Genomic DNA, 12279 nt, shown 5'->3' on the forward strand with positions numbered 1-12279 from the left:
TAATAACTTTCCAAGTGAATTGGGACCGCGTCAGTCGGTCAGCGGCCGCCTCGGCTTTCCGTTAGGACCAGCCTATTATGAAATCACTATTGCACTATCGATTTGTGTAAATACATTATCTTTGATCGAGTTACCATCCATAGCAGTAACTACTGTGCGATTAGGAACGCTAACGATAAACGCCAAATCCTTCATTAATATCAAGGATTCTTTACTTCCCTTAGCAGCAGCTTTGTCCACAGCAGATGAAATTTGATCCAACTGACCGCTTCCAAGCTCTATCCCTCTTTGTTCTAGGCGCTTAGCAGCATGATTGCTGAATTTTAATAGTTTCTGTTGCAGTAAACTCTCAAAAGAAGCTTCCCCCGCCACAGACTGCTTAGGCAGCGAAGATCGTTGTAACGTTGTAGAATGCAGGGACGCAGGATACAGTTGGCCTATAGTAAGCCTGTCACTCATATGCTCGCCCCGCTTCCTCCGCTATTCTCCGGAGTATTACTATCTGTACCAGAACCGCTTTCTGGTGTTGCTGCGGCATTCTGAATTTGTGTAATATCGGTTAAAGCAATTCTGTCTTTTCCCACAACCGCATATTGAATACCATTGCTAACAACGATAGATTCAACATTACCTGTCTTAGGCAGCTTTGTGGCGGTGTCTGTCCAAGTAATATCTTTACCAATCAACCCGGATACAGATCCAAGGGACTGATTCATAGCATTAAGCTGAGTAGAGATATTCATCAATTGCTCCACGGATGTAAACTGGGCCATTTGCGCAATAAATTCTTTATCTTCCATCGGTTGCATCGGATCTTGATTTTGCAGCTGAGTAATCAAAATCTTCAAAAACTGATCCTTACCTAAAGTAGAATTACCCGTTGTCCGTGCACTAGAGTCGGGAGTTGTATAATTCCACTGATCTTTAGTAGAGACCGGAACTGTTGTCGCCATAACCACTCACCTCTCTTTCCTTTGTTATTAAAGTTAAGCCTTAGCAGAAAAAAATCCACCTTGGGACTGATCTTCTTGTCCCGCATTTGAAACCCAGTCCTTCCATTCACCATTCAGCTCTGCGGCTAGAACAGCATCACTGGCTTCCTCTCTGCTTTCTTTGGAACGTCTACCCTGCTGTCCACTTCCGGAATTAGGTTGGCGTCCTTCCTGCCCCCATTGCGAATTGAGTGGGGTATTATTTTGCGTAACTTCCAGCTTCTCCACTTGAAGACCTTGAGATTGCAATGCAGCGCGAAGCTGGTTCATTTGTTGTTCCAGCATATCTTTAGCGCCGGTATGTTCAGTCATGAACTGGGCAACTAAATGACCATTTTGCATGGTGATCTTAACATCAACTTGTCCGAGATTTTCTGGAAAAAGGGATATAGTCGCTTCAGCGATCCCACCTTTTTGCACAATCTCTAATTTGCCTGTAATGAAACCTGTCATTTCTTGAGCAAATTGCTGAACCGGAACAGGCGCTGCTGGCACTTCAGCCTTCAGCGGTGCTGTAATTCCTCCGCGCAGAGATAACTGCCCCGCAGTAACAACCTCATGATCCCCTTCGTTAGCTGTAATTCCTAGCGGGGAATCTTGAGCAGATTCTGTTGTCTTCGTTTCCCCGGTTACGCCTGTCTTGATTAACGGTGTGTTCGCAGTCTCTGCTTCAGCTTCTTGCACAGTTCCTGATGTCACAGGCGAGCTTACAACCGTATCATTTTTCACTACAACAGCTTCTCCGGAACGACTGCTCACATTCTGAATTGTTTTATCCGTTTGGTTATTTTTGCTTTCAGTAATAACGGGCTGTTGTAAGGAAGAATCAGAATTAATACTCACATTGCTGGTCTTTCCCTTCCCCTTATTAGTGTTAGAGGAGGACTCTTCTAAAAGCGCTGTGAAATTATTCAATAAACTGATTCCCTTAGTTGCAACTTCCTCATTGCCACTTACTGCAGCTTCTTGAATCATAGAAACTAAACTTTGCAAGTCATCTTGAACTGCAAATCTTAATGTATCAGCATTCTGTGCCAATAGTGACAAGCTTCCAGCCACTTCTGCTTCCGTTGTAGTAGTACCATTCTCTGCAGCATGGCTTCCAGATAGAAGTGCAGATACCTGAAGAATCCAAGCTTGCAAGGCTACCAACAGAGCTGGATCACTACTGATACTTTCATCCAGTTTCTCAACATCAGCAGCAAGTTTTTCAAGGAGCTCACCCTTCTGAGCGTCTTGCCCTGCTTGCTCTTCTCCAGTCGGCTGCACTTCCTTTAACAGGCCTTGCAGCAAAGAAGCTAGATTTCCCAATAGGGGTTCAGCTGGAGTCGACGGGGTGTTGGCATTGCCTCCCATGGTTTGTACCAGGGTTTGAGCAAATGGTGCACTCGTCGTTGTTGTGCCCGTTGTAGTCGATGAACTCCCATTTACTGCAGTTGCGTTTGCACTCACAAGCGATTGAACGACTAAACTCATTTATTTTTCACCTCCTTTCCCTATCTATTTAGCACCCATCAGACGATTAACAATTTTCGCAGTTTGCGCGCTATCATTTTTAGTCATTTCTCCCAAAATAGATGAACGAACACTATCACTTACGGTATTCATAATCGTCACGACCTTATCAGGGCTAATCTTGTACATTTCTCCTAGTAACGATGCTGCATTAGCAGGAGTCATTGAGCTGAAGGTCTGATTCAACTTTTCCTTATCCAAATTCTTACTGGTTGTTGCTGTTGCTGTTGTGCCGGCATCTTTCTTCAATCTAGATTGAAGGGCTGCGATCGCCATGTCACTCGAAGATGTGGTTTCTTTTAACTTAATCGTTACATCTGCAGCCTTTTGCGGATCCATTTTTTCCAAAATCGCAGTTTTACTCGCTTTATTCATGACACTGAAGATCTGTACCATTTCTTCTGTAGTTAAATTCTCCATGATCGGTGCAGCCTTCGAAGCTTTCATGCCCGCATACAGCTTAGCCAAATCAGAAACCTGTTTCTGATAAGGATCTTCAGTTTCTTCTGTGCTTGCCTCTGCGGTTTCAGCTTCCTTCTTCATACCCTCAATCTGTGACTCTAGCGCCTGAACCTTGGTATCCTGGGCTGTTTTTTCATCTGTAACCTTCTTCAGGTTTTCTTCCTGCTGGGCGAGCTGAGCTTTAAGCTCCTTAATCGTTGTCGCTGAGCTCACTTCCTGCTTTTTGCTTTCTTCCTTCGGTTTAGAAGGATCTGCAGGCGGATCAGGAACCCATTTTTCCAGGATAGGAATTTTATTCGCAACTTCAAGCACATTATTACGAATGTCCATATTAAAAAGCGTCAACAGTACTCCAAGCAGTACTAGCGTGAAGATAATCGGTATCATTAAGAATAAGAACCGCTCAAATTTCCCCGCTGACCCTTCATTTTCAAGTTCCATATCATTATCAATATTAGCCACTAGCGGAAACCTCCCGGGTTAGAGGGATTTCATCGCGAAGCGGACGGTTGCCATCTCATCCAGTTCGTTTTGTTCCCGTAAAATCATACTTTGCTGAAACAGTGTCTCAGCCTTGTCTTTTGCCTTCAACCATACTTTTTCATCTAAAACCTTAGTGCTTAACTGATCTTGTTTCTTCTGGACTTCTTGATGTGCACGGCTAATGTCCGTATGCTTACGGGCAATGCATTTATCCAGATATTCCACATACTCCTGCATTTCACGAATCTTAATCATAGGTGTCTTTTGCTCTGCGGCATTTTGTAAGGATAGCATGATAGCACTCCGCTGAAAGATGAGTTCATCCAGGCTTCTTTCCTGTGCCTGCAATTCTCCAAGCGCGCTTGAGAGCATCCATTCTGCCTGTGTCTTCTCATTGCCCTTCAAGTCAACGACTTTTTGAAAAGTATAATGAAACCTCATAATACCGAATCAACTCCTTGAGAACTGTGAAATTAAAGACTGTTGAACTTCAGCCAGCGTAACTTTTTCATTCACCTTTTGTTTGGTGAAATCCCATATACTGTCGATAAACTCCATCGACTCGTCGATTTGAGCATTAGAGCCTCTCTGATAAGCTCCAATATTAATCAAATCCTCTGAATCCTTGTAAACGGCCATAAGGCGCTTCACATTCTCCGCTGCTGCAATCTGTTCTTCTGGAGCAATATCCTTCATTACTCGACTTATGCTGGAAAGAACATCTATTGCTGGAAAATGTCCTTTGTTAGCAATATTTCGATTGAGTACGATATGTCCGTCAAGTATCCCTCGGACTGCATCTGCGATTGGCTCGTTCATGTCATCACCATCAACCAGTACCGTGTAAAAGGCTGTTATAGAGCCTGTAGGACCTGTACCGGCACGTTCCAGCAGTTTGGGTAAGCTGGCAAACACCGAAGGTGTATATCCCCGCATGGCTGGCGGCTCTCCAACTGCAAGTCCAACTTCACGTTGGGCCATGGCATAACGGGTGACCGAATCCATCATCAGCATTACATTAAGGCCACGATCGCGGAAATACTCGGCAATCGTTGTAGCGATAAGCGCACCTTTTATGCGAATCAATGCAGGTTGGTCTGAGGTAGCAACAATTACTACGGATCGCTGCAAGCCCTCTGGTCCCAAATCCCGTTCAATGAAATCCAATACTTCTCTGCCACGCTCACCAATCAGAGCAATAACATTTACGTCAGCCGATGTATTCCGGGCAATCATCCCCATCAAAGTACTCTTGCCGACCCCCGAGCCAGCAAAAATACCGACCCGCTGTCCCTTGCCAATCGTTAGCAAACCGTCAATCGCTCTCACACCAATACTGATGGGTTCCTGCACCCGCGGTCTATTAAGTGGATTGGAAGGAATATTAAAGGTAGAGCTATGTGGCATTCGTGCTGGAATGAGAGAGCCATCAAGCGGCTGCCCCAGACCATCCAGTACTTTTCCTAACAATTCAGAACCTACTTGCACGCTAAGCGGCTTACCAGTGCCCACTACATCACAACCAGGTCCAATCGCCTGCAGTTCACCAAGTGGCATCAATAGTACCTTGTTATCACGGAAACCAACGACCTCAGCTTGCAGCGGTTTGTTTCCTTTAGAAGGGTAGATGTAGCATACATCACCTATACTTGCGTCAGGACCTTCCGATTCAACCATTAGACCGATTACCTGCGTCACTTTCCCATTGATCCTCACCGGATCGAGATTACGAAGTTGCTCCTTATAACGGTTGCTATTAAGCATCGTCTTCCCCATTTCTCTGCTCATCGGTGTCCAGCGCAATTCTTACCAGCTCTTTCTTGATCTCTGCGAGCTGAGTGTCGATTCGAGCATCAATGCTGCCAAAGGAAGAGCGGATAACACATCCTTGGTCTTTTACCGTTGAGTCGGGCAAGATTTGCAGTTCAGCCTGTGAATCAACAGCTAGTGATAATTCTTCCCGAGCAGCATTCACAAAAGCGAACTGCGCTGGGGATACACAAAGTGAGATCAAACCCTGTTCTCGCTTACGAGCCAGATTTTTGCGAATTAAGTCCATTGCGAATTGTGGTTCTACCGTTAACTGCTTGTCCACAATTTTCTCTGCAATATCACAGCTTAACTCTACTAAAAAAGGCTCTGCTTCCTGAATAATCACTTCTCTTGCTTTATACGCCTCAGTCAAAACAGCACGCGCTTCTTCCATCATCTCTGCGATCTTATGCTTCATCTCTTCCTCAGCCTGAGAAACACCTTCCTCATAACCTTGCTGATGAGCTTCAGCTTTGATAGCTTCGATCAGATGTTCATCCTGCTCACGCCGTTGTTTCCACCACTCTTCAGCCTCCGCTTTCGAGGACTCTACAATCTGTTCCGCTTCAAGAGATGCATTCCGAACCTGCTCTTCAGCAAAATCCTGAGCGTCCTTAAGCATTTGCTTACGCGTCTCTTCTGCCTCTTCACGTGCGGGATCATGATAGTCAGTCTCGCTTAAAGTCTCCTCGGGAACGGGCTCCTCAGTTAGGCCCGCATATTGCCGGGCCTGTTCCAGTCTCTTAAAGACATCAACCGGAACATACTGGGAGTGTTTGATCAGCTTAGACAATGATGTCATCTCCTCCGCCACGAGCGATGATAATTTCACCAGACTCTTCGAGTCTGCGGATCGTGCCTACAATACGAGTCTGTGCTTCTTCAACATCACGCAGCCGCACAGGACCCATGTATTCCATTTCTTCTCGGAACGTTTCTGCCATACGCTTGGACATATTTCTGAAAATAACATCCCGTACTTCTTCGCTGGCAACCTTGAGTGCAAGCTGTAAATCCGCATTATCGATATCACGAACAATGCGCTGTATTGAACGATTATCCACATTAACAATATCTTCGAATACGAACATCCGTTTTTTGATCTCTTCGGCAAGCTCTGGATCTTGAATTTCGAGAGAATCCAGAATCGTACGTTCTGTCCCCCGGTCAACCCCATTCAAGATTTGTACAATTGATTCGATACCACCGGCATTTGTATAATCCTGGGTTACTGTAGCGGAAAGCTTCTGCTCCAGCACACGTTCAATTTGCGTAATTACCTCTGGAGAGGTACTGTCCATCACAGCAATTCTTCTAGCCACCTCTGCCTGCTTCTCTTGAGGAAGCGAGGAAAGGATTGCAGCAGCTTGTTCAAATTGCAGATAAGACAATACAAGTGCAATAGTCTGTACATTTTCATTCTGAATAAAGTTGAGAATCTGATTAGGATCCGCTTTTCGTGCAAAATCGAAAGGTCTTACTTGCAATGTTGCAGTCAGACGATTAATGACCTCCATTGCTTTTGTTGATCCAAGCGCTTTCTCCAGAATTTCTTTAGCGTAGTTAATACCGCCTTGTGATATATATTCCTGGGCGAGGCATATCTGATGGAATTCAGACATGATCGACTCTTTTTCACCGCTGTCCACTTTGCGAACATTAGCAATTTCAAGAGTCAGCTGTTCAATCTCCTCGTCTCTTAAATGTTTGAAAATTTGCGCCGATACCTCGGGCCCTAGTGTGATAAGCAGGATCGCAGCTTTTTGACGGCCACTAAGTCCCTGCTGGCTAGCCTTTGCCATTAGTTCACCTCTGTTCGTCTGCAAGCCATGTACGCAGCAGATTTACGAATTCGTCTGGCTTCTTCTTGGCCAAACTTTCCAATTGCTTACGAACTTGACTTTCATTCGTCACGCTCTCCAAGTTAATAGAAGGAAATTCAGTAGGAACCTGCAATGGAATGTCTTCATCTTCCTCTTCCACAGTCTGTTTACGACTCCGGTAGATTAGATATCCTCCACCTGCTCCAACCAGCAATGCTGCTGCTCCGATAGCCCATATCATCCAAGAAGCGAGACCACCTTTAACGGTGTTGGCATCGGTGCCACCAAATTGTTGCGAGTAGACCGAAACCTTTTTGGTCAAATCAGCGTCTGTATATGTAGTACCTGAATCTGCAAGAGAAGCGCGAACAATATTCACCAAAATATTTTGAATTGCAGCTGATGTTGCATCATCTAAACTTTTTTCTCCTGAAGGTGGTTCAACTGCAACATTTATGGTTAAGTCTTTAACAGTATACGGACTAGCAATAACATCTTTAGTAATTCGGTTAACTTCGAAGTTCCTCGTTTCCGAAGATTCCTCCGAGGTAGAAGTATCCGCACCCGCATTAGAAGGATAGCCCGTAACATCTTGAGAACCAGTGCCAGCCACTCCGCCAGTCGTGTTACCTTGACCCGAATACGAATTACTAATTATTTGTGAACTGATCTCAATCCCCTTCATGTTCTCTGTATCCACAGGGGTAACAAGATCTTCCTTCCGGTTTTCCTTGTCAAAGTTCAACTTTGAGAACACAAGAACATCCACTTTATCAGGACCGGTAAGAGTGCTAAGGAATTGTTTCACATTTTTCTTTACTTCTTCTTCGAATTTCTTCTGAAGAGCGAAGTTTTCTTCAACTTGGTTTGTGACACCAGCCTGTCCACCTTTAGCTGTTGGCATTAATTCAATTTCATTATTTGCAATAGTAATGTTGTCAATTGGTAAATTAGGCACAGCAGTTTTCACAAGATTGAAATACCCGTCAATATTGTCTTGGGTAGGTCTAAATCCTGGATCAAATGAAAGCACAACGGATGCAGACGCCTGCTCCTGATCAGCCTGTGAGGCAAAAACTGTCTCTTTAGGCAAATTAATCAGCACTTTTGCATCTTTAATCCCTTGCATACGTCTCATTAACTGTTCAACTTCACCGTTTAATGCATTATTGTACTTCACGTTAAACTCGCTATCTGTTGTACCTATCATTGACGAATTTTCGTCAAAGACTTTATATCCGATAGAGCCACCTTGAACAATCCCCTGAGAACCGATATCCACCTTGACCCGAGCTGCTTCTGTACTTGGTACAGAAATACTCTTTCCATCTTGACTTAATCGGTATGAAACACCTGCTGAATCTAAGGCTTTCATTACTCCAGCCGAATCCGTACTGTCCAAATCTTGAAATGCTACTTCATATTCTGTTTTTGAAAGCTGCATGGTCATAACTACGATTATTATTAGAATGATAAACAATGTTGAAAAGAATAAAATCTTCTGTTTACCACTAAATCTGTTCCAATACAAGAGAACCTTCTCCCGATATTGGGCAAATCTTTCATTCACAGTGTCACCCCATCCGAAACTAAGCTAGGATTTATTATATTTGAGTTCTCATAATTTCTTGATAGGCTTCAATCACTTTGTTCCGGACTTGTGTAGTCAACTGTAAACTCAGTAGAGCCTGTTGGGAAGAAATCATCACTTCGTCAATGTTCACTTCTCCCAATACAAATTTATTACTCATATCCTTAGCTTGTTGTTCCTGATCAGCCACTTTATTGAGCGCATCCTCAAGATAAGAGCCAAAGCTCTCCATCGAATTAGCAGGAGTGGATGAAACTTCGGAAGATGTCGGTTTCATTGCAAGCTGCTGTACAGCCTGAACCCCATTAGATATATTCTGTATCAACTGTTTCCCCCCCTTAAGTTAATTAACATTCATTTATCTACCAATTTCGAGTGCCTTGCTTACCATAGCTTTGGATGCATTAAGCATCGTAACATTGGCATCATAAGAGCGAGATGCAGATAACATATCAACCATTTCTTTGGTAATGTCTACGTTTGGCATATAGACATATCCTTCAGCATCCGCATCGGGATGGCTCGGATTGTATACCGGCTTCAATGGTGAAGTGTCTTCTATGATCGACTGCACCTTAACCCCTTCATTGCTATTATTCATTTTCGAATTTAGTATATTCGAGAATTTATTACTTTCGTTCGTTTCCAAAACAACCAACTTACGTCGGTAAGGAACAGCCTTGCCATCCACCACGGATGCTCTTGTAGTTTCAGCATTGGCTACGTTGGAAGAAATTACATCCATCCGCAACCGTTGAGCCGTTAATGCAGATGCGCTGATCCCAAAACTACTACCAAAGTTCATACTCTCTTATCCTCCTTGAATTACGGCTCGCATCATCGAAATCTGACTGTTAATCTGTTCAACATAAGAACTATACCTAAGCTGGTTCTCTGCGCTTAACGCCATTTCGCGATCTACATCCACATTGTTGTCGTTATTGTTCATAGAGGTAGTTTCATCAGTATTTTCAACAGCAGCGGGAACAATTGTGTTGCTGCCAAATTGATAATGCCGGGTATTCGAAACTTTCGCTCTAAGTGTAGATTGGATTCCACTTTCCTGTTGTTGCAGGATACTTTCGAATGAAACATCAGAACGTTTGAAATTGGGCGTATCTTGATTAGCCACATTATTTGCTAGAGCATTTTGTCGTTTATAGGCAGCATCAATGCCTCCCTGCAATCGTTGAAAACTGACACTATTCAGCAATCCCAAGACAATTCCTCCTTTCAAAGCTATCATAATGAAAAGAATTCCACAACTTCCATCAAAAAACCTGCTTGCTTTCGACAAATAAAGAAAAAAATACTCTAAATTTACGGTATTCCGTCGAACGCTGTCGCAATGAATAACACTTAGCATTTTCACATACATTGATTTTCATTTAATTTGTATATTATTACAATAAGAAATAAGCCCTATCTTTTTAGAAAAGACAGGGCTTTTAGCACTTTATTACTATTTATTTACATTTTCAACTCATTTTTTTCTTTTTAATTGCATGTTTTGACATAATTTTACGTTTTCACGACACCAATTTGTAATTTATCTAATCCGTTATGCCCAAATTCAAAATACATAGATTTTTTGTTTTTTTGTCGCTTTAAAGAATATACTGACTTAAATCACGATCCTGAGCTATACTTGCCAATTTCTCGCGCACATACTCCGGGGTAATAACCATTTTTTCTAAAGTCAGCTCAGGTGCTTCAAAAGAAAGATCCTCTAACAGCTTCTCCAAAATAGTATGAAGACGCCGTGCACCTATATTCTCCATATTTTGATTCACTGAAGCCGCTATTTTGGCGATCTCATGTATAGCATCCTTCTGGAATTCCACTTCTAAATTTTCTGTTTTAAGCAGATTCACATATTGTTTAGTTAAAGCATTCTCTGGTTCCGTCAAAATAGAAACGAAATCCTCTAACGTTAGACTACTCAGCTCTACGCGAATCGGAAAACGACCTTGAAGTTCTGGAATCAAATCTGAAGGCTTAGCAATATGGAAAGCTCCGGCAGCCATAAAGAGTACATAGTCAGTCTTCACAGGACCGTATTTCGTCATAATGGTCGAGCCCTCTACAATCGGCAAAATATCCCGTTGCACGCCTTCACGCGACACATCCGGTCCAGACCCTTTTCCCTGACTTGCTACTTTATCGATTTCATCAATAAAAATAATGCCTGATTGTTCAGCCCGAGTCACGGATTCCTGGATCACATCATCCATATCTATCAGCTTGGCCGCCTCATCCTGAATGAGTACCTTGCGCGCTTCCCGAATAGGAAGCTTACGTTTCTTCGTCCGCTTAGGCAGTAAACTGCCGAACATCTCTTGCATATTCATACCCATCTGGTCGTTTCCTTGACCTGCAAACATATCCAGCATAGTTGGCGCTGTATCCTCAACATCAATTTCAATGATGTCATCTTCCAGCTGACCAGCTAACAGCTTAAATCTAACCCCACGGCGGCGTTCACTTAGGCTTCCATCCTGCTCAGTGTCTTCTTTAGAGTCCTCTTGGGCAGAATTCCCTCCAAAAATCATCTCGAAAGGATTCTTTTGTGATTTATTTTTGGAAGAGGAAGGGACCAATATAGAAACGATCCGCTCATTAGCCAGTTCTTCCGCACGATCCTTAACCTTCTCCGTACGCTCAAGCTTGACCATACGAATAGAAGTCTCTACCAAATCACGAACCATAGATTCCACATCTCGACCTACATAACCGACCTCAGTGAATTTAGTGGCCTCCACTTTGATGAACGGTGCATTAACAAGCTTTGCTAGACGCCGGGCGATCTCTGTCTTACCCACACCTGTAGGTCCGATCATCAAGATGTTCTTAGGAACGACTTCATCACGCAGTTCCTCTGCTAGCAGACTGCGCCGATACCGATTACGGAGCGCAACAGCTACCGATTTCTTGGCTTGCTTCTGACCTACGATATATTTATCCAATTCGGCTACAATTTGACGGGGTGTAAGCGATTGATTCACCATCGTGAATTCCTCCTTGTCTCTATGGCACTGAGTCTATAATTGTTCAACAATAATGTTGGAATTAGTGTACACACAAATTTCAGATGCTACCTGAAGCGATTCTCTAGCAATATCCGCAGCGGAAAGATTGGGTGCATGACGTTTGAGTGCTCGACCTGAAGCCAGCGCAAAGTTACCCCCGGAACCAATCGCAAGAACGTCATCATCCGGTTCGATAATTTCACCATTTCCGGAGATCAGGAGCATTCCTTCCTTATCCATAACAATCATCAAAGCTTCAAGCTTCCGAAGAATACGATCTTGACGCCAGTCCTTCGCTAATTCAACTGCAGCCCGCTGCAGGTTCCCATGATGCTCCTCCAGCTTGCCCTCGAATTTTTCGAATAGGGTTATAGCATCCGCAACGGACCCCGCAAAGCCTGCTATTACTTGTCCTCTGTACAGGCGACGGACTTTTCTGGCCGTCGTCTTCATAATAACACTCTCTCCGAATGTAACCTGTCCATCACCTGCTATAGCTGCCTGTCCGTTATGTCTTACAGCACAAATTGTAGTCGCATGAAAGCTGGGTACCATGATTGTAAGTTACCTCC

Annotated in this window: 14 protein-coding genes; all 14 read right to left on the reverse strand. The window is 43.6% G+C overall.

Annotation, left to right across the window (positions count from 1 at the left end; all coding sequences use genetic code 11):
* Positions 1–75: 75 nt before the first annotated feature.
* On the reverse strand, positions 76–459 hold the full coding sequence (locus NST25_RS18875; RefSeq protein ID WP_036688541.1) for a TIGR02530 family flagellar biosynthesis protein: 384 nt from the start codon (positions 457–459) through the stop codon (positions 76–78).
* Positions 456–953 carry a flagellar hook capping FlgD N-terminal domain-containing protein gene (locus NST25_RS18880; protein ID WP_036688543.1) on the reverse strand — a complete coding sequence of 166 codons (498 nt, stop codon included), beginning with the start codon at positions 951–953 and terminating at the stop codon, positions 456–458. The genes NST25_RS18875 and NST25_RS18880 overlap by 4 nt, the downstream gene beginning before the upstream one ends.
* A gap of 33 nt (positions 954–986) precedes the next feature.
* A complete protein-coding gene (locus NST25_RS18885) occupies positions 987–2468 on the reverse strand; it encodes a flagellar hook-length control protein FliK (RefSeq protein WP_076307722.1) in 1482 nt (493 codons plus the stop codon).
* A 24-nt stretch (positions 2469–2492) separates the two neighbouring features.
* Positions 2493–3410 (reverse strand): kinesin, encoded by a 918-nt coding sequence (locus NST25_RS18890; protein WP_076127908.1) that lies wholly within the window; start codon positions 3408–3410, stop codon positions 2493–2495.
* Positions 3411–3449: 39 nt separating this feature from the next.
* Positions 3450–3893, reverse strand: coding sequence for a flagellar export protein FliJ (gene fliJ, locus NST25_RS18895; RefSeq protein WP_036688544.1), 444 nt, complete (start codon positions 3891–3893; stop codon positions 3450–3452).
* Positions 3894–3902: 9 nt separating this feature from the next.
* Positions 3903–5228: a flagellar protein export ATPase FliI gene (gene fliI / locus NST25_RS18900; protein ID WP_235219563.1), complete on the reverse strand. Its 1326-nt coding sequence runs from the start codon at positions 5226–5228 to the stop codon at positions 3903–3905.
* Complete coding sequence (locus tag NST25_RS18905) at positions 5209–6057, reverse strand: FliH/SctL family protein (protein WP_036688548.1); 849 nt, start codon at positions 6055–6057, stop codon at positions 5209–5211. The genes fliI and NST25_RS18905 overlap by 20 nt, the downstream gene beginning before the upstream one ends.
* Positions 6050–7066, reverse strand: a complete 1017-nt coding sequence (gene fliG / locus NST25_RS18910) for a flagellar motor switch protein FliG (protein WP_036688550.1) — start codon at positions 7064–7066, stop codon at positions 6050–6052. The genes NST25_RS18905 and fliG overlap by 8 nt, the downstream gene beginning before the upstream one ends.
* A 4-nt stretch (positions 7067–7070) precedes the next feature.
* Positions 7071–8657, reverse strand: coding sequence for a flagellar basal-body MS-ring/collar protein FliF (gene fliF / locus NST25_RS18915; RefSeq protein ID WP_076127802.1), 1587 nt, complete (start codon positions 8655–8657; stop codon positions 7071–7073).
* A 34-nt stretch (positions 8658–8691) separates the two neighbouring features.
* Positions 8692–9003 (reverse strand): flagellar hook-basal body complex protein FliE, encoded by a 312-nt coding sequence (gene fliE, locus NST25_RS18920; RefSeq protein ID WP_036688553.1) that lies wholly within the window; start codon positions 9001–9003, stop codon positions 8692–8694.
* Between the two features lie 33 nt (positions 9004–9036).
* Positions 9037–9483, reverse strand: a complete 447-nt coding sequence (flgC, locus tag NST25_RS18925; RefSeq protein WP_036688555.1) for a flagellar basal body rod protein FlgC — start codon at positions 9481–9483, stop codon at positions 9037–9039.
* Positions 9484–9489: 6 nt separating this feature from the next.
* Positions 9490–9897, reverse strand: coding sequence for a flagellar basal body rod protein FlgB (flgB, locus tag NST25_RS18930; protein ID WP_340392206.1), 408 nt, complete (start codon positions 9895–9897; stop codon positions 9490–9492).
* A 388-nt stretch (positions 9898–10285) separates the two neighbouring features.
* On the reverse strand, positions 10286–11686 hold the full coding sequence (gene hslU / locus NST25_RS18935) for an ATP-dependent protease ATPase subunit HslU (protein WP_248548840.1): 1401 nt from the start codon (positions 11684–11686) through the stop codon (positions 10286–10288).
* A 33-nt stretch (positions 11687–11719) separates the two neighbouring features.
* Positions 11720–12262 carry an ATP-dependent protease subunit HslV gene (hslV, locus tag NST25_RS18940; protein ID WP_036688562.1) on the reverse strand — a complete coding sequence of 181 codons (543 nt, stop codon included), beginning with the start codon at positions 12260–12262 and terminating at the stop codon, positions 11720–11722.
* Positions 12263–12279 lie beyond the last annotated feature (17 nt).

This window comes from Paenibacillus sp. FSL E2-0190, from assembly GCF_037992965.1.
Taxonomy (GTDB): Bacteria; Bacillota; Bacilli; order Paenibacillales; family Paenibacillaceae; genus Paenibacillus_AQ; species Paenibacillus_AQ odorifer.

What these genes read in the sequence shown, in the direction of transcription:
- hslV (WP_036688562.1), bottom strand. Translation starts at nt 12,262, where the DNA reads ATGGTACCCAGCTTTCATGCGACTACAATTTGTGCTGTAAGACATAAC.
- NST25_RS18885 (WP_076307722.1), bottom strand. Translation starts at nt 2,468, where the DNA reads ATGAGTTTAGTCGTTCAATCGCTTGTGAGTGCAAACGCAACTGCAGTA.
- NST25_RS18890 (WP_076127908.1), bottom strand. Translation starts at nt 3,410, where the DNA reads ATGGAACTTGAAAATGAAGGGTCAGCGGGGAAATTTGAGCGGTTCTTA.
- NST25_RS18880 (WP_036688543.1), bottom strand. Translation starts at nt 953, where the DNA reads ATGGCGACAACAGTTCCGGTCTCTACTAAAGATCAGTGGAATTATACA.
- flgC (WP_036688555.1), bottom strand. Translation starts at nt 9,483, where the DNA reads ATGAACTTTGGTAGTAGTTTTGGGATCAGCGCATCTGCATTAACGGCT.
- hslU (WP_248548840.1), bottom strand. Translation starts at nt 11,686, where the DNA reads ATGGTGAATCAATCGCTTACACCCCGTCAAATTGTAGCCGAATTGGAT.
- fliG (WP_036688550.1), bottom strand. Translation starts at nt 7,066, where the DNA reads ATGGCAAAGGCTAGCCAGCAGGGACTTAGTGGCCGTCAAAAAGCTGCG.
- NST25_RS18875 (WP_036688541.1), bottom strand. Translation starts at nt 459, where the DNA reads ATGAGTGACAGGCTTACTATAGGCCAACTGTATCCTGCGTCCCTGCAT.
- fliI (WP_235219563.1), bottom strand. Translation starts at nt 5,228, where the DNA reads ATGGGGAAGACGATGCTTAATAGCAACCGTTATAAGGAGCAACTTCGT.
- fliJ (WP_036688544.1), bottom strand. Translation starts at nt 3,893, where the DNA reads ATGAGGTTTCATTATACTTTTCAAAAAGTCGTTGACTTGAAGGGCAAT.